This window comes from Collimonas fungivorans (assembly GCF_028292705.1).
GTDB classification, from domain to species: Bacteria; Pseudomonadota; Gammaproteobacteria; order Burkholderiales; family Burkholderiaceae_D; genus Collimonas; species Collimonas fungivorans_B.
In genome coordinates this window covers 1-16,887 of sequence record NZ_JAQGLV010000104.1, presented here as the reverse complement: position 1 = coordinate 16,887, position 16,887 = coordinate 1, and the positions used below count along the sequence as shown (strand labels likewise).

The following is a 16,887-nucleotide window of genomic DNA, read 5'->3' as shown; positions in this document are numbered from 1 at the left end:
CAAGCTGGACGCCAGCCAGGTGCGGATCCTGCGCAGCGATGCGGCAACCTGGTTGAGTAAGGCCGGCACTGACAGCGCCCGCTTCGATCTGATTTTCCTCGACCCGCCCTACCAGCAGGGCTGGCTGGAAAAGGTGTTGCCTCTGTGCCAGGGTTTGCTGGCGGACCAGGGTTTGCTGTACCTTGAATCTGAATTCGCGCTGCAGGAGGACGATCTTCCATCCTGGCTGGACGGCTGGCAGCTGCTGCGGGCGGACAAGGCTGGTATAGTGTTTTACCACTTGCTGAAAAGGCAAGACCATTCTGCCTGATGTAAATTCAGGCATAATGCGCGATCTGATTGGGGGAAGAAAGATGGTCACAGCAGTTTATCCAGGTACGTTCGATCCGCTCACGCGCGGCCATGAAGATCTGGTGCGTCGTGCATCCGGGCTGTTTGACAAGCTGGTGGTCGGCGTTGCCGACAGCAAGAACAAGAAACCGTTTTTCTCCCTCGAAGAACGGCTGTCGATCGCCAACGAGGTGCTGGGCCATTACCCCAATGTGCAGGTGGAAAGTTTCTCCGGCCTGCTCAAGGATTTTGTGCGCCAGCATGACGCCAACGTGATCGTGCGCGGCTTGCGCGCGGTATCCGACTTCGAGTTCGAATTCCAGATGGCGGGCATGAACCGCTACCTGCTGCCGGATGTGGAAACCCTGTTCCTGACGCCGTCCGACCAGTACCAGTTCATCTCCGGCACCATCGTGCGCGAGATCGCGACGCTGGGCGGCGACGTCTCCAAATTCGTCTTCCCTTCGGTCGAAAAATGGCTCAAGGAAAAGCTGGACGCCCAGCAGCCCTGAGGGCGCTGGACAGCCTCCTGCGGCAAATCTCCAACAGGCATAAAATGGCGGCAAGGCGGGATCTTCTGCTCCCGCGGCAACTTGAGTAGAGTAGTGCAATGGCTTTATTGATCACCGACGACTGTATTAATTGCGACGTATGCGAGCCCGAGTGCCCGAACGGTGCGATTTACATGGGGCCGCTGATTTACGAAATCGACCCGCACAAGTGCACCGAATGCGTAGGCCATTTCAACGAGCCGCAGTGCCAGCAGGTCTGTCCGGTCAGCTGCATCCCGCTGGATCCGGCCTGGCACGAATCGAAGGAACAGCTGCAAGCCAAGTACGAGCGCTTGCAGGTAGAGCTGGCGGCGCCTGCCATCAAGCCGTAGCAAATTCCTAGAACGCCAGTTCCGCCTCGATATCCTGGCCGACACGCAGGATTTCGCCATCTCCCTCTCGCACTATCATGTTGACGCCGAAAGTGACGGCGCCGTCGACGCGCGGATTGGCGCGGTAAGTCATCAGGATATCCATGGGGTCGGGACCGACCTCGCCGGTAGCCTGGTCGATGGCCGGCATCGGGCAGCGCGTGCATGGCTTCACCGGCTGCAGGCTGGCTGCTCCAGCCTGTATCGCCGCCAGGAAATCCTCTTCAAATGCATCCACGCCATCGATCACGATGTTCGGCCGGAAACGGTTCATCGGCAAGGGCGCGCGCCCTTGCGCCTGCAGCCGCCGGTTCAGGTCGTCCAGCGATCCCTGCGATATCAGCAGCATCGGGTAGCCGTCGGCAAAACGGGTCGGGGCATCCGCATCGAGCGTCCACTTCTTACTGGCCAGGCGCCTGGCTGCAGGGTCGAAGCGCACCAGCTTGCAAGATTGACCCAAGACGTGCGAGAACCAGCCGGCGGCGTCTTCGCCGCAGTCGTGAGCACTGAGGTTGTCGTCCCAGATAGTCACTGCCAGCGACGCCGCTTGCGCGCGATCCAGCGGTGCGGTCGGGATAAGCAGCGGCGGCATGCCGGGCGCTTGCACGGTCATGGCGCCGACCTGCAAGGCTGGTGCGATCAGGGCCATGGCAGGGTGGCTGCGTTGCGACAGGAACTGTCCGTTGCTGTCGACCACCATCCATTCACGGTCGTGCGCTTGCTGATGGCTGAGGCCGGCGGCAGTCGCGGTGGCTGCCTGCAGGGCAATGCCGGCGCAGGATTTGATCGGGTACAGCGTGAGCGTAGTAATGGTTGGCATTGGTATTTATTCTGTTGAGTCTGACAAGATGGCGCCCAGCCAGTCCTGGAACTCGGCGATCGTGGCTGCCTTTTCGGTATCGAAGGGCGAGACCGAAAAATAGTTGCCGCGCGCCGGGGCGGTGATATCGAACAGGCGCACCAGGCGGCCGCTGGCGAGATGGTTGCGCACCAGGCAACTGCGCGCGAGCGCGATGCCCTGGTCGGCCGCGGCAGCGTCCAGCAGATGCATGGGATCATCGTACACCGGGCCGGCCTGCGGTTCACCCTGCCTGATGCCGGCAGCGGCAAACCACGGTTCCCAGCCGCCATGGTGGGCAAAGCGCAGCAAGGGATGGCGCACCAGTTCCTGGGGCGTGATGGCGGGATGGCCGGCGGCGAAGCGCGGGCTGCATACCGGGAAAATCACTTCCTTCAGCAAACATTGATAGCGGAAATGCTTGTTCCCGGCACGGCCGTACCAGATGGCGACATCGACGTCGCTGAAATCCAGTTCGCTCAGTTCGTGGCTGCTGCGCAAGCTGATGTCGATATGCGGATGCTGCTGGTGGAACGCCGCCAGCCGCGGCACCAGCCAGGCGCTGGCGAACGACGGCGGCACGCTGACGCGCAAGGCTTGCGCCGCGCGCCGGCTTTCAACCTGGCCTATATGCAGGGCGCGGTCCAAGGCCACCAGCGCCTGCCGCACTTCCCCTGCCAGCAGGCGGCCGCCGTCGGTCAGCACCATCTGCCGGCCTTCGCGCTGGAACAGCTTGCGTCCGGTGCGCTGTTCCAGGGCACGGATCTGATGGCTGATGGCGCTGTGCGTCAGGTGCAGCTCTTCTCCGGCGCGGGTATAGTTGCCCAGCCGCGCCGCGGCTTCAAACGCGCGCAAGGTCTGGGTCGGCGGCAGTCGCTCAAACATGATTGCTCATTTTTGCTCATTTTTGCTTATTTTTTAATCAATCGGTTAATTCCATTCACATATAAGGATAAAACACTTCGTTGGCCTCCGGGCAATTTGCTGTCTACTATCGTCATATCCAGTTCTTTTAGTGACCGACCATGAAGCTAGCTACCCGCGTTTTCCTGATATTTTCTTCCGGCTATTTCATTTCCTACCTGGCGCGCGGCATCAACCTGCCGCTGGCGCCCTTGCTCAGCAGCGAGCTGGGATTGTCGCCGGCGCAGCTGGGGCTGCTGACCAGCCTGTATTTTTTTGCTTTCGCCGCTTGCCAGCTGCCGCTCGGCATCTTGCTGGACCGTTTCGGCCCGCGCCGGGTCCTGGCTTGCCTGTTGCTGCTGGCGGCGGCCGGCGCGGTGGTGTCGGCCAATGCCCACGGCTTCAGCACCCTGCTGGCCGGCCGCCTGCTGCTGGGGATAGGCACGTCGGCTTGCCTGATGGCCGGCCTGAAAGCGATCGTCGCCTGGTTCCCGCACGATCACCTGCCTTTGATGAACGGCGCCATCTATGCGATTGGCGGCTTGGGCGCGGTCGCCACCGGGACGCCGATTGCCTGGGCCCTGGGCATCACTACCTGGCGCGTGCTGTTCGTGGTGGTTGCGGTATTGATCCTGATGATCGTGCTGGCCCTGTTTACGCTGGTGCCGGAAAAAGATGAGCAGCATCCGAAAAGCAGCCTGGCGGCACAGCTGCGCGACATCGGCGGCATTTTCCGCAGCGCGGTGTTCTGGCGCACAGCGCCCCTGGTGATGGCGAGCCAGGGTGTGTTCCTCGGCGTGCAGGGTTTGTGGGCCGGACCGTATTTGCGCGATGTAAGCCGGCTGTCGGCGGCCACCGCGGCCAATATCGTGGCGCTGGCCGGCGTGGCGATGGTGCTGGGCGCGGTCGGCTCGGGCTGGCTGGCGCGCCGCTTGCAGCAGCGCGGGATTTCCTTGCACACGACCGCGGGCGCAGGGATGTTCCTGTTCATGCTGGCGCAACTGCTGATCGTGCTCGGCGCACCCTTGCCGGACTGGCTGCTGTGGGGTTTGTATGGCTTGCTGGGCACTTCCGGCGTGTTGTCGTATGCCGGGCTGGTGCGCGAGTTTCCTGCGCATCTGGCGGGACGCGTCAGCACCGGGCTGACCCTGGCGCTTTTTGCCGGCGCGTTTGTGGTGCAGTATGGCTTCGGCCTGCTGCTCAATGCCTGGCCGCACGACGCCGGCAGTTATGCGGCCGTTGCGCATCGGATTTCATGGGCGATTGCCTTGCTGGCGCAGTTGGCGGCCGGCGCCTGGTATTGCCGGCGCCTGAAGAAGCCGGCTGCGGAAACAAGCCCCGCGGCTAACGCAGCATGAAAGACATCGCCGACAAGCTGTTCAATATTCTTACGGCGTATTGCACCGACGGTGCGGTGAATTCGACGTTCACGCCGTCGATCCGCTGCAGCAAAGGCAGCTGACAGAACAGGTCGGCCAGCGCCGGGCTCTGGATTTGCAACCGGCACGTGATCGCTGGCTGCAGCACAAAGGGAAGAGCGGCAGGGAGATTGGCGAGCGCCGCCTTGGCGCCGTCGCTCAACAAGCTTAGTGAACGTTGCGGCGACAGCGAGGTGCCGCTGTTGCTGCCATCCGCGGTCTTGACGCTGACCAGCGTGGCGTGCGGAAACAGCGGCCGGTTTTCCTCCACAAAAACATCGTCGCCGCTGCCGAAAATCACCGGCACGCCGAATTCGCCGGCAAGCGCGCCGTAGATGCCGGCTTCGCCCAGTTCCTGGTCGTTCAGCCAGACCCGCGAGAAAGCAAAACTGTTGATGGTGTGGGCCAGGATGCCGCGGCTCTGCGAGCGGCCATGGTAGCCGACCATCATCACGCCGGCGACGCCGCTGTCGACGCCGCTCATCATGCCCAGCAGGCGTGGTTTGCCGAGAATGGCGGACGCGGCGGGATGCAGCAAGTCCGGCAGCAGGTTGCGGAAACCGCCATGCGAGTCGTTCACCAGGATCTCGGTGGCGCCGCCGGCCAGCGCGCCTTCGATGACGGCATTGGCTTCCGCCGTCATCAGGCGCCGCGCGCGTTCGTATTCGGCATTGCCGGCGCGCGTCTGCTCCGGATGAAATACGCCGGCCACGCCTTCTATATCAACGGAAATCAGGATTTTCATTATGGTGTTCCGGTAAGTGGTTCAAGGCCGGCCGGCGGCGGCATCGCGCAGCGACAGGCGCCGATGGCCATCGCGCCCGGCGACGCTTTCCGCGGCAAACAGCGCATTGACGATGGCTTGTTCGGTGCTGTCGACTACCGCTTCAAACAGCGGGTCGAGCAGGCTGTCGTGCAGGCAGGCGCTCTGCCGTATTGCGCTGTCCGGGCGATGCGGCACGGTCTGCGCAGTGGAAAACGCCAGCGCCAGGTCGCCGCTGCCGTGGCCGTAGATCGAGCCGGTGCGCCCCAGGCCGATGCCGCAGCGGGTCGCCAGCCGTCCCAGCTGGCGCGCATCGAGCGGCGCATCGGTCGCGATGATCATGATGATCGATCCCATCTCGGGTGCTTCCGGCGCGGCTTGCTGTAAACGCCGCAGGCCGTTTCCAATATGCTGGCCGGCCAGCGTCAGCGCCGCCAGCTTGCCGAAATTGGCCAGCACCAGCGCGCCGACGCAATATTGCATGCCGCCGACGTGTGCATGGCGCGAAGCCGAACCGATGCCGCCCTTGAGATCGAAACACGACATGCCGCGCCCGGCGCCGACCGCGCCTTGCTCAAACTCGGGCGCGGCGCTGGCCAGTGCTTGTCGGTAGTGCTCGGCGCCGACTGCCATGGCCTGGATATCGTTCAGGTAGCCGTCATTGCATTCGAACACCAGCGGATTGACCGTCGGTTCGCTGCGTCCGATCTCGGGGTTGGCCTGGATCGCGGAAATCACCTGGGCAGTGGCGACGCTGCCGACCGACATGGTGTTGGTCAGGGCAATCGGAGTTTCAAGCACGCCCAGTTCCTGCACCTGCACCAGCCCTATGCTCTTGCCGAAGCCGTTGAACACGACCGCGGCGGCCGGCACCTTGTCGCGGAACGGGTCGCCGCCGTGCGGCCGGATCACCGTCACGCCGGTCTGGATGGCGCCTTGCGCCAGCGTGGCGTGGCCGACCGTGACGCCGGCGACATCGCTGATGGCGTTCAGCGGGCCGGCCGGCAACCTGCCTATGTGAGGGAGGACAAGGGTCATCGTCTGTCGATTTTAGGGTCGAGCGCGTCGCGCAAGCCGTCGCCCAGGAGATTGAACGCCAGCACCGTGAAGAAGATAGCCAGGCTAGGAAAAATTGCGATATGCGGCGCGGTCATCATGTCGGAGCGTGCTTCGTTGAGCATCGCGCCCCATTCCGGCATCGGCGGCTGCGCGCCCATGCCGAGGAAGGACAGGCTGGCGGCGGTGATGATGGAAGTGCCGATACGCATCGTGAAATACACCACCACCGCCGATACCGTGCCGGGGAATATATGGCGCAGGATGATGGTGCGGTCGTTGGCGCCGATGCTGCGCACCGCTTCGATGAAGGTCAGGTGTTTCAGCGCCAGCGTATTGCCGCGCACCAGCCGCGCAAACGTCGGGATGCTGAAAATCGCTACCGCGAAAATCACGTTCGACATGCCGTTGCCGAGGATCGCCACGATGCCGATCGCCAGCAGGATGCCGGGAAAGGCGAACAGCACGTCGCAGATGCGCATGATGATGCGGTCGGGCCAGCCTTCGTAATAACCGGCAATCAGGCCGGCCAGGGTGCCTACCACGGCGCCTACCGCAACCGACGAAAAGCCGGCGGTCAGGGAAATCCGCGTACCCATCAAGATACGGCTGAAAATATCGCGTCCCAAGGAATCGACGCCGAACCAGTGCGCCAGCGACGGCCCCGCATTCAAGGCGTCGTAGTCGAAATAATTTTCAGCGTCGTAAGGCGCCAGCCAAGGCGCGGCAAGCGCCACCACGATCAGGAACAGCACGAAGCAGCCGGCTGCAACCGCCAGGTGCTGTTTCTTGAACTTGCGCCAGAATTCGCTCCAGGGCGTGCGTATGGTGTTCGGCAGCGGGGCAGCGGCAATGGCTGCCACGGGATTGATTGGAGTAGACACAGGCGGCCTCACTTGTAACGGATGCTAGGATTGATGACGGCGTACAGCACGTCCACCACCAGGTTGATGAAAATGAATTCCAGCGAGAACAGCAGGATTTCGGCCTGGATGATCGGGTAATCGCGCATTTCGACGGCGTCGATCAGCAGGCGTCCCATGCCGGGCCAGTTGAACACTTTTTCCACCACGATGGAACCGCCCAGCAGGAAACCGAACTGCAGGCCCATCATGGTGACCACCGGGATCAGGGAATTGCGCAGGCAGTGCTTGAGCACCACGATGGTTTCCGACAGGCCCTTGGCGCGCGCGGTGCGCACAAAATCTTCCTGCAGGATTTCCACGAACGAGGAACGGGTAAAACGCGCCATGACGGCGGCCACCGCTGCGCCCAGGGCCAGCGACGGCAGGATGTAGTGGCGCCAGCTGTCGGCGCCGATGGTAGGCAGCCAGCCGAGCTTGACAGAGAACAATTCCATCAGCAGCATGCCCAGCGCAAACGACGGAAAGGAAATGCCGGATACCGCCAGCGTCATGCCGAGACGGTCCGGCCATTCATTGCGCCATACCGCGGAGACGATGCCGATCACCAGGCCGAACAGCACCGCCCACACCATGCTGCTGACGGTGAGCCAGAAAGTGGGCCAGAAGCGTTCGGCGATTTCCATGCTGACCGGACGCTTGGTGCGCAGCGAAGTGCCGAAGTCGCCGCGCAGCGCCTTGCTGAAATAGTTGATGAACTGCTCGTGCATCGGCTTGTCCAGGCCCAGGTCCTGGCGGATCAGCTCGACCGTCTGCGAGTCGGCCTCAGGCCCGGCCACCAGCCGCGCCGGATCGCCCGGCAGCAGGTGGACAAACAGAAATACCATGACCGCCACGATCAGCAAGGTCGGTATCAGGCCCATCAGGCGTTTTAATATATAGGGAAACATGGCATCCAGTCTGTTGCTATGAGACGCAGGCCGGACCGGCGCGGCCGGCCTGCGGGTATTGCTTGTATCCTGCTTGCGTACTGCTTACTTCACTTCGATTTCATCGAAATTGAAGGAGCCGTCAGGCATCACATAGATACCTTTCAGGTTCTTGCTGCGTGCATACAAGAGTTTTTCGGTGACCAGGAAAGCCCACGGCGCGTCTTTCCAGATTTCCGTTTGCGCATCTTTGTAGAGCGCTGTCTTTTCCATGCGGTCGGTGGTGGTCAGCGCCTTGGCGATGTCGGCATCGACCTTGTCGTTCTTGTAGTAAGCCGTGTTGAACAGCTTGGGCGGGAACGATTCCGACGCCAGCAACGGACGCAGGCCCCAATCGGCTTCGCCGGTGGAGGACGACCAGCCGGTGTAGTACATGCGCACCGGCGCATTGGCGGCGACCGGCGCGCTTTCGACTTTCTCCACACGCTGGCCGGCTTCCAGCGCCATCACCTTGGCCTTGATGCCGACCTGCGCCAGCTGCTGCTGCACGAACTGGATGATTTTCTGCGCCGTGGTGTGGTTGTAGGCCGACCACAATTCGGTTTCGAAGCCGTTCGGATAACCGGCTTCAGCCAGCAGCTGCTTGGCTTTTTTCGGATCGTAAGGCCATGGCCCGGTCTTCAGTGCGTAATCCACGCCTTGCGGCAGCACGCCATCCTGCGGCATGGCGTAGCCGGTGAAGGCAACCTTGACCAGCGCATCCTTGTTGATGGCGTAGTTGATCGCCTGCCGCACTTTCGGATTGTCGAACGGCTTTTGCAGCGTATTCATCGAAATGTAGCGCTGCACGATCGACGGCGACGAAATCAGGTCCAGGTTGGATTTGCTCTTCAACAGTTCGGCTTGCTCGTAAGGCAGCGGATAGGCGAACTGCGCCTCGCCGGTTTGCATCACGGCGCTGCGGGTGTTGTTGTCGATCACCGGCTTCCAGGTGATGCTGTCGATCTTCGGATAGCCTTTTTTCCAGTAGCCGTCGAATTTCGTGACCTTCATGTAGTCGGTCTGCTTCCATTCCACGAACTTGAACGGCCCGGTGCCTACGGGGTGGAAGCCGATGTCCTTGTTGCCGTACTGTTTCAGCGCGGCCGGCGAAATCATGGCGGCGGAAGAGTGCGCCAGGGTATTGATGAATGGCGAGAACGGCTCTTTCAGCGTGATCTTGACTTCATAGTCGTTGACGATATCGACCTTGGAAATGCGGTTGAACAGGTTGAAACGCTTGAGCTTGTTATCCGGATTGATGACCCGTTCCAGGCAGATCTTGACTGCATCGGCCTTGAAGTCGGTGCCGTCCTGGAACTTGACGCCCTTGCGCAGGCGGATGGTGTAGACCAGGCCATCCTTGCTCACTTCGTAACCGTCGGCCAGCACATTGACTACCTTCAGGTCCTTGTCGAAACCGAACAGGCCTTGGTAGAACGACTTGATCGCCGCTTGCGACAAGGTGTCGTTGCTGTCGTACGGATCGAGCGTGGTAAAGGTCGAAGCGACCGCCAGCGTGACGTCCTTGGCGGCAAAAGCATGGCCGGCGGCAAACTGGGTGGTCAGTGCAACGGCGATGCTGGCTAACAGCTTGTGTTGAGTAGTGCGCATGTGTTACTCCCCTGGTTCAAAAAGTCATCGAAGATAAACAAACAGATAAACAAGCAAATAAGGCAGAAACAACGATCAAAAAGCAGCCGAAATCCGGTGGGTTGCAACAAAATGTCCCGGCCCTACCTGTTTCAGCGGTTCGACTATCGGCAAGTCGTCGATATTGCGGATCGGGCTGGGAATTTCTTCCGGCAGCATCTCGCGCAGGCGATGGCGCTGCCTGGGATCGGCCACCGGCACCGCCGCCATCAGTTTCTTGGTATACGGATGCTGGGGATTCTCAAAGATCGCGCGGCGTGGGCCGATCTCGACGATCTGCCCCAGGTACATGACCGCAACCCGATGGCTGATGCGCTCCACCACGGCCATGTCGTGCGAAATGAAAATGAAGGAAATCCCCAGTTCCCGCTGCAGGTCGAGCAGCAGGTTGACGATCTGCGCCTGGATCGAGACGTCCAGCGCCGACACCGACTCGTCGGCGATCACGATCTTGGGATTCAGCGCCAAAGCGCGGGCGATGCAGATACGCTGGCGCTGGCCGCCGGAAAATTCATGCGGATAGCGCTGCGCATGCTCCGGCAACAGGCCGACCCGTTCCAGCAGCGCCGCGACTTTTTCCTGCGCGCCTTCGGCCAGGCCGTGCACTAGCAGCGGTTCCATGATGGAATAGCCGATCGTGAGGCGCGGATCCAGCGAGGCAAACGGGTCCTGGAAAATGAACTGGATTTCGCGCCGCAGCGAGCGTAGCTCCGAGCGTGGCAGCTTGGCCAGGTCGCGTCCGCCGAATTCGACGCTGCCGCTGGTGATGTCGACCAGCCGCAGCAGCGAGCGGCCGGTAGTCGATTTGCCGCAGCCGGATTCGCCGACCAGCGCCAGCGTTTCGCCCGGATACAGGTCGAAACTGATCTGTTCCACCGCATGTACACGCTGTTTGACGCGGCTAAAGATGCCGCTCTTGACGTCGAAGCGAGTAGTCAGGTTGCGCACTTTCAGCAGCGGCTGCTGCTGCGGATCGGAACCCGGAATGCTGCGCACCAGCTTGGCTTCCGCTGCCATTTCAGGCGTGATGGCGGCGCCGGCGATGGCAATCCGCTCAGGCAGGTCGGTGCCGTGCATGGCGCCCAGGCGCGGCACGGCCGCCAGCAGGGCACGGGTGTAGGAGTGCTGCGGCGCCTCGAAGATCGCATGCACATTATTTTCTTCGACCTTTTCACCGCGGCACATGACCACCACCCGGTCGGCGATTTCTGCCACCACGCCCATGTCATGGGTGATGAAGATCACCGCCATCTGCATTTCATCCTGCAGCGCGCGTATCAGCTGCAGGATCTGCGCCTGTATCGTCACGTCCAGCGCGGTGGTCGGTTCGTCGGCGATCAGCAGCGAAGGCTTGCAGGACAAGGCCATGGCGATCATCACCCGTTGCCGCATGCCGCCCGACAGCTGGTGCGGATGGCGGTCGAGGATGCGGCGTGCTTCCGGGATGCGCACCGTTTCCAGCATGCGCAGAGCTTCAGCGCGTGCCGCCGCCATGCTCTTGCCCTGATGCAGGCGTATCGATTCGGCGATCTGCTCGCCCACCGTGAACACCGGATTGAGCGAAGTCATTGGTTCCTGGAAAATCATGGCGATTTCCGAACCGCGGATGTGGCGCATGGTGCTCTGGTCGGCGCTGGCGAGGTCGACCGTGCTGCCGTCGCGCCGCTGGAAATTCATGGTGGCGCCGCTGATGCGGCCGCCGCCGTAGTCGATCAGGCGCATGATCGATTGCGACGACACCGATTTGCCCGAACCCGATTCGCCGACGATGGCCAGGGTTTCGCCGGCATCGATATGGAAAGACAGGTTGCGCACCGCTTCCACCTTGCGTTCGGAGGTGGTGAAGCCGACGCTCATTTGTTCTACCGTGAGCACCCGGCGGCCGATTTGTCTGTTCATGGAATTGCTTCCTGTGGTTGCCTGCGTCATTTATAGATCGCCGTTACCGGCGCCGCGCCGACTTTGGCGTAACCGCGATACATGCCTTCGGTATTGAATGGCAGCGCCACGTTGCCCTCGGCGTCGATGGCGATCAGGCCGCCGCGGCCCTTGTAGCGCGGCAGCAGGTTCATCACCACCTGCTCAGCGGCGTCCGCCAGGGATTGGCCGGCATATTCCATACGCGCCGAAATATCGTAAGCCGCCACCGTGCGCATGAACGCTTCGCCGGTGCCGGTGGCGGAAACGGCCACGGTGCGGTTGTTGGCGTAGCAGCCGGCGCCGATCAGGGGCGAGTCGCCGACCCGGCCGACACGCTTGTTGGTGATGCCGCCGGTCGAGGTGGCCGCCGCCAGGTTGCCGTGCATGTCGATCGCGACGGCACCGACCGTGCCGAATTTGTTGTCAGGATCGATGGGCGCGATTTCGGCGGCCTTGCTGGTGGCGTCGTGGTCGAGCAGCAGCATGCCTTCCTGGTCGCGCGCGCGCAGCCATTGGGCGTGGCGGGCTTCGGTATGGAAGTAGTCGGGTTCGACCAGTTCCACGCCATGCTGGGCCACGAAGGTTTCCGCGCCGGCGCCCACCAGCAAGATGTGTTCGCTATGTTCCATCACCGCGCGCGCTCCCAGTATCGGATTGCGCACATGGCCGACGTTGGCGATGGCGCCTGCATCCAGCGTGGCGCCGTCCATGATCGCCGCATCCAGTTCGTGGGTGCCGGCGTGGGTGTAGACCGCGCCTTTGCCGGCGTTGAACAGCGGGCAGTCCTCCAGCATGCTGACGGCGCAGGCGACGGCGTCCAGCGCGCTGCCGCCGGCGGCCAGGATTTTCTGGCCGGCGCCGAGGATCTCTGTCAGGGCGTCGTGGTAGGCCTGTTCCTGCGCGGTATTCATGGCGCTGCGCAAGATGGTGCCGGCGCCGCCGTGGATAGCGATGGTGGCGACATTGGCTGGAGTGTTGGTACTGTTGTTCACGTTATATCGCTTTCGTTGCAGATTTCCTGGAAGCCGCTTTACCGGCCTTGTTGCCGTTCTTGTTCAGTGTGCCGGGCTGGCGCCGGCCGTCTGGGTGATGCAGCCAGGGCAGCACAGCTTCCGTCATTTTCGATGCCGCATGCACCGAACGGTTGGCGCGATGGGCGACGGCGTCGCATACCGCCTGGATCAAGGCCAGCGCCGCCGCATCCGAAGTCGGCGACAACAGGCGCTCAGTCTGCGCGTATAGGGTGACATTTGCCAGCGGCACCAGCGGCGAAGTCGGGGCATCGGTAAACGCCAGCACTTGCGCCGCACGCTCCTTGGCGCGGCCGGCCAGCGTCACGGTATCGGTGACATAACGCGGGAAGGCCAGCGCGATCACCAGGTCGCGCTGGTCCAGTTTGAAGAACTGGCGTGCGGTCTGCGAGGGGCCGCCGGGACCGGCTACTGACAGCACCGTGCGGCAATAAGGCTCCAGCGCGTGCGCCATGATGCCGGCCAGGAAAGCGCTGGCGCCGAAGCCGAGGATGAAGATCCGCTCGGCATTGAGAATCATGCTGACGGCCTGGTCGCAATGCGCGGGCGACAAGGCGCGCTGGGTGGCTTCCAGGTTTTGCATGTCGGCCCGCAGCGCCGCGGCCATGATTTCCGCGCTGCTGGCGGGGCGCAGTACCTGGTCGCGCAATTTCTCCACCGGCGCCAGCGACGAGGCGAAATCCAGCACCAGCGCCGCGCGGAATGCCGGATAGCCATCGAATCCCAGCGCGTGGGCGAAACGGTTGGCGGTCGCCAGCGAAACGCCGACCGCATCGGCCAGTTCGTCGATGGTCATGGTGGCGGTATGGAATACGTTCGCGAGTACATAGTCGGCGGCCTTGCGGTGCGCTTTCGATAGTTCCGGATAGGCTTTGCCTATGCGCGCTGCGACCGCGCTTTCGCGTTGCCATGCGGTGATTGCGGAGTGTTGCACAGAGTGTTGCACCATCGGCCCCTTGGATTGATTTTTATAATTTGTGTAAATATATTTTCATTTTCCCTGCAAGTAAAGGAAATTTATTTTCTTTTTTTGAGATGTGTATTTTGTGCCATCGAATGTGCGCGCAACTGGTGCGCGGATGGCTTGAAAATGCGGCTTTGCACCATTTTTGCCTGGTCCTTGTCCGCAACGGTGCATCGGAAACGAGAGGGAAAATGGGAGGGGAAATACGAGGGAACGGAGTTGCGTGTATTCTGCTTGGCAGGCGCAAAATGCAATTTATGACGTCGCCATAACGGAGAGAAAATGAGTGAAAAAGAAGAGATAAGCGTAGAGAGTCTGAGCCGCCGGCTGATCCGCAACTTCAATGCCGTGCCGCTGGAGCATCAGGTGCGCGAGCCTTTGTACGATACGCTGTGCGCGCGCCTGGGGACGGGCACCGCGGCCCAGAAGCTGGGCGCCAGCGTGGATACCGTCGCTCCCGGCAAGGTATCCTGCCCCTATCATTTCCATTACGCGCAGGAAGAGATGTTTATCATCCTGGAAGGCAGCGGCACGCTGCGGGTGGCGGGGGAAATGCTGCCGCTGCGCAGCGGCGACGTAGTCTTCATTCCGCCGGGCCCGGAATATCCGCACCAGATAGTGAACACGTCGGACCAGCCTTTGAAGTACCTGTCGGTCAGCACCAGGGAGCAGCCTGAGGTGTGCGAATATCCCGATTCCGGCAAGTTCGCGGCGATGGCGTCGGTCGGAGGAGAACGGGTTTTTGACGTGATCCAGCGCAAATCGAATGACCTGGATTACTGGGACGGCGAGCCTTAAAGAAAACAGCAGGGTGGGCGCGTATCGTACACACCCTGCGCAGAATCAGGCAGCCGCGTTGCTGTTCTGGTCGAGGCCGACATCGCTGTTGGCCGCATTGTAGATTTCCAGGTCCAGCAAGCCTTCTTCCTTGGCCACCAGCACCGGCACCAGCATCTGGCCGGTGACGTTGGTCATGGTGCGCATCATGTCGAGGATACGGTCGATGGCGACCAGGTAGCCGATGCCTTCCAGCGGCAGGCCGGCCGAACTCAGCACCAGCGTCACCATCACGATCGCAGTGCCCGGCACGCCGGCGGTGCCGAAAGAGCCGAGCACCGAAGCCAGCATGATGATGAAATACTGCGACAGGTCCAGGTGCAGGCCGAAATACTGGGCCACGAAAATCGATGCGATCGCCGGATAGATGGCGCCGCAGCCGTCCATCTTGATGCTGGCGCCGAGCGGCACCGCAAACGCGGCATATTCCTGTTTCACGCCGAGGTTATGCACCACGCTGCGCAAGGCGATAGGCATGGAAGCAAAACTCGAAGAGCTGGTAAACGCCACCTGCATGGCTGGGAAGGCGCCGCGGAAGAAGCGGATCGGATTGAGGCGGTGCGTGAGCAGCAGGCCGCCGTACACCACCACGATATGCAGCGTGCAAGCGAGATACAAGGTGAAGACAAAATTCCCCAGCGGCAGCAGGCGCTCGAAACCGTAAGAGCCGACCAGCGCGGCGATCAGGCCGAAGGTGCCGAGCGGCGTCATTTCCAGCACAAAACGGGTGATCTGGATCATGGCGTTGCTGGCTTCGCCCATCAGCTCGCGCACCTGCTTGACCTTGTCGCCCAGCTTGACCAGCGCCATGCCGAGCAGCGCGGCGAAGAAAATCACTTGCAGGATCTTGCCTTCGGTCAGCGCCTTGAACGGATTCGACGGCACCACGTCGAGCAGCACCTGGATCGGCGTCGGCACTTCACGCACGGTGTAGTCGGCGGCGATGGCGAGCTGGCCCAGGTTCTGGCCGGGATTGGTGAAATTGGCGACCAGCAGGCCGACGCCCACCGCCAGCACCGCGGTGATGGCAAACCAGAGGAAGGTCTTGCCGCCCAGCGCCGCGACGCTTTTCATGCCATGCAGGCTGGAAATGCTGTTGGTGACGGCGAAGAACACCAGCGGCACGGCGATCATCTTGATCAGCGTGACGTACAGCTTGCCGAGCGGGCCGAACCAGGTTTCGGCCGGTGCGCCTACCAGCCAGCCGGCCAGCGCGCCGAGCACAAAGCCGCCGAGTACACGTTGCCAGAAGGGGATGCGGAACCAGAGAGAGAAGATGTTCATAGAGTAATCAGGAAGTAAGGACGCGTCTTGCTGCGACACGAATGGCGAGAGTATGGCAGGGCTGCGGCAAGCGCGCATAAATCAAGTGAAGCGGGCGAGCCCGGAGTATCCGGGCTCGCCGGCGCAGTGTCCAATATATTTTTGCTCTATCCATATGCCTGGATGTTCTATTGATAACAATCTGGGCCGGATATTCTGGTCGCGGCCTTGATCGCTGTTTCGTCGCTGTTTCGTCGCTGTTTCAACGCTGTTTCAATATAATGAGGCAATCTTTTGCCTTCGTCCCGAGCCGTTGAAAAAATCCCGCCAGCCTCTTTACCAGCGTTTTGCCGAGCAAATGAAAGCTTCGCTGCAGAATGGCGTGCTGCGTCCCGGCGATCGCTTGAGTTCGGTGCGCCAGGCCAGCCAGCAGCATGGGCTGAGCATCACGACCGTAGTGCGCGCATATGAACTGCTGGAAAGCAGCGGCCTGGTCGAAAGCCATCCGCAGTCGGGCTATTTTGTCAGGGCCCGCTTTCCTGCCGCCATGTCGCCGGCGCAGCAGCGGGACTCGCCGGCCGAACCCGAGCGCTCCATGCCCTTGCCGGTATCTGCGGAAGTCGATGTCAGCCGTCATGTATTGGCGACGCTGAAATCGATACACCAGAACGACGCCAATCCGCTCGGCTCGCCCTATCCCGATCCGGCACTGTTTCCTGCCCGCCGCATCAGCCAGTACAACGGCGCTATCTTGCGCAGCGGCGGCCCGCTGGGGGTGCTGGACGATTTGCCGCCCGGCCATCCGGAGCTGATCCGGCAGATCGTCAGGCGCCACCTGGAAACCGGGCTCAGCGTCGATCCTGGCGACGTGGTGATTACGGTCGGCGCTACCGAAGCCATCAACCTGTGCCTGCAGGCAGTGGCGAAAGCCGGCGATACCATCGCGGTCGAGTCGCCGACGTTTTATGCGATGCTGCACGCGATCGAGCGGCTCGGCATGCGCGCCATTGAAATACCGACCGATCCGCGGTTCGGAATGGATGTCGCCGAACTGAAGAAAATCATGCAGAACCAGCCGGTTGCGGCTTGCATGGTGATGCCGAATTTCCAGAATCCGCTGGGTTTTGAAATGCCGGAGGAAAGCAAGCGGCAGCTGGT

At 61.8% G+C, this 16,887-nt stretch carries 17 protein-coding genes; 6 read left to right on the top strand and 11 right to left on the bottom strand.

Annotated elements, in window-relative coordinates; all coding sequences use genetic code 11:
* The 3 genes from JWQ61_RS05275 to JWQ61_RS05265 all read left to right on the top strand — a co-directional run.
* Positions 1-310, top strand: a 310-nt coding sequence (locus JWQ61_RS05275; RefSeq protein ID WP_304359596.1) for an RsmD family RNA methyltransferase, incomplete at its 5' end; no start/stop codon positions are given.
* A gap of 43 nt (positions 311-353) precedes the next feature.
* The gene (coaD, locus tag JWQ61_RS05270) at positions 354-842 is read left to right on the top strand and encodes a pantetheine-phosphate adenylyltransferase (protein WP_038485166.1); all 489 of its coding nucleotides are present in this window, start codon (positions 354-356) and stop codon (positions 840-842) included.
* A gap of 98 nt (positions 843-940) precedes the next feature.
* Positions 941-1,213 (top strand): YfhL family 4Fe-4S dicluster ferredoxin, encoded by a 273-nt coding sequence (locus JWQ61_RS05265; protein WP_304359595.1) that lies wholly within the window; start codon positions 941-943, stop codon positions 1,211-1,213.
* A 7-nt stretch (positions 1,214-1,220) separates the two neighbouring features.
* On the opposite strand, the gene JWQ61_RS05260 is transcribed toward JWQ61_RS05265, so the two are convergent.
* Positions 1,221-2,072 carry an MOSC domain-containing protein gene (locus JWQ61_RS05260; RefSeq protein ID WP_304359594.1) on the bottom strand — a complete coding sequence of 284 codons (852 nt, stop codon included), beginning with the start codon at positions 2,070-2,072 and terminating at the stop codon, positions 1,221-1,223.
* 6 nt (positions 2,073-2,078) lie between these two features.
* Positions 2,079-2,975 carry a transcriptional regulator GcvA gene (gene gcvA, locus JWQ61_RS05255; protein WP_304359593.1) on the bottom strand — a complete coding sequence of 299 codons (897 nt, stop codon included), beginning with the start codon at positions 2,973-2,975 and terminating at the stop codon, positions 2,079-2,081.
* A 140-nt stretch (positions 2,976-3,115) separates the two neighbouring features.
* On the opposite strand from gcvA, the gene JWQ61_RS05250 reads away from it, so the two are divergent.
* Complete coding sequence (locus JWQ61_RS05250; RefSeq protein ID WP_304359592.1) at positions 3,116-4,351, top strand: nitrate/nitrite transporter; 1,236 nt, start codon at positions 3,116-3,118, stop codon at positions 4,349-4,351.
* Here JWQ61_RS05250 and JWQ61_RS05245 read toward each other — a convergent pair.
* The 8 genes from JWQ61_RS05245 to JWQ61_RS05210 form a co-directional block, all read right to left on the bottom strand.
* Positions 4,338-5,156 carry a M55 family metallopeptidase gene (locus JWQ61_RS05245; protein ID WP_304359591.1) on the bottom strand — a complete coding sequence of 273 codons (819 nt, stop codon included), beginning with the start codon at positions 5,154-5,156 and terminating at the stop codon, positions 4,338-4,340. The genes JWQ61_RS05250 and JWQ61_RS05245 overlap by 14 nt on opposite strands.
* 21 nt (positions 5,157-5,177) lie before the next feature.
* The gene (locus JWQ61_RS05240; RefSeq protein WP_304359590.1) at positions 5,178-6,212 is read right to left on the bottom strand and encodes a P1 family peptidase; all 1,035 of its coding nucleotides are present in this window, start codon (positions 6,210-6,212) and stop codon (positions 5,178-5,180) included.
* A complete protein-coding gene (gsiD, locus tag JWQ61_RS05235; RefSeq protein ID WP_304359589.1) occupies positions 6,209-7,114 on the bottom strand; it encodes a glutathione ABC transporter permease GsiD in 906 nt (301 codons plus the stop codon). The genes JWQ61_RS05240 and gsiD overlap by 4 nt, the downstream gene beginning before the upstream one ends.
* Before the next feature lie 8 nt (positions 7,115-7,122).
* The gene (gene gsiC / locus JWQ61_RS05230; RefSeq protein ID WP_304359588.1) at positions 7,123-8,043 is read right to left on the bottom strand and encodes a glutathione ABC transporter permease GsiC; all 921 of its coding nucleotides are present in this window, start codon (positions 8,041-8,043) and stop codon (positions 7,123-7,125) included.
* Between the two features lie 84 nt (positions 8,044-8,127).
* A complete protein-coding gene (gsiB, locus tag JWQ61_RS05225; protein WP_304359587.1) occupies positions 8,128-9,675 on the bottom strand; it encodes a glutathione ABC transporter substrate-binding protein GsiB in 1,548 nt (515 codons plus the stop codon).
* A 75-nt stretch (positions 9,676-9,750) separates the two neighbouring features.
* Positions 9,751-11,613 (bottom strand): dipeptide ABC transporter ATP-binding protein, encoded by a 1,863-nt coding sequence (locus JWQ61_RS05220; protein WP_304359586.1) that lies wholly within the window; start codon positions 11,611-11,613, stop codon positions 9,751-9,753.
* 26 nt (positions 11,614-11,639) lie between these two features.
* Positions 11,640-12,626: an isoaspartyl peptidase/L-asparaginase family protein gene (locus JWQ61_RS05215; RefSeq protein WP_304359585.1), complete on the bottom strand. Its 987-nt coding sequence runs from the start codon at positions 12,624-12,626 to the stop codon at positions 11,640-11,642.
* A gap of 1 nt (position 12,627) precedes the next feature.
* On the bottom strand, positions 12,628-13,614 hold the full coding sequence (locus JWQ61_RS05210; protein WP_304359584.1) for a MurR/RpiR family transcriptional regulator: 987 nt from the start codon (positions 13,612-13,614) through the stop codon (positions 12,628-12,630).
* Positions 13,615-13,911: 297 nt separating this feature from the next.
* Between JWQ61_RS05210 and JWQ61_RS05205 the strand changes: the two genes are divergently transcribed.
* Positions 13,912-14,427, top strand: coding sequence for a cupin domain-containing protein (locus tag JWQ61_RS05205; RefSeq protein ID WP_304359583.1), 516 nt, complete (start codon positions 13,912-13,914; stop codon positions 14,425-14,427).
* A 45-nt stretch (positions 14,428-14,472) separates the two neighbouring features.
* On the opposite strand, the gene JWQ61_RS05200 is transcribed toward JWQ61_RS05205, so the two are convergent.
* A complete protein-coding gene (locus JWQ61_RS05200) occupies positions 14,473-15,750 on the bottom strand; it encodes a dicarboxylate/amino acid:cation symporter (protein ID WP_304359582.1) in 1,278 nt (425 codons plus the stop codon).
* A gap of 337 nt (positions 15,751-16,087) precedes the next feature.
* Between JWQ61_RS05200 and JWQ61_RS05195 the strand changes: the two genes are divergently transcribed.
* The coding region (locus tag JWQ61_RS05195; protein WP_304359581.1) for a PLP-dependent aminotransferase family protein at positions 16,088-16,887 on the top strand (800 nt) is incomplete at its 3' end.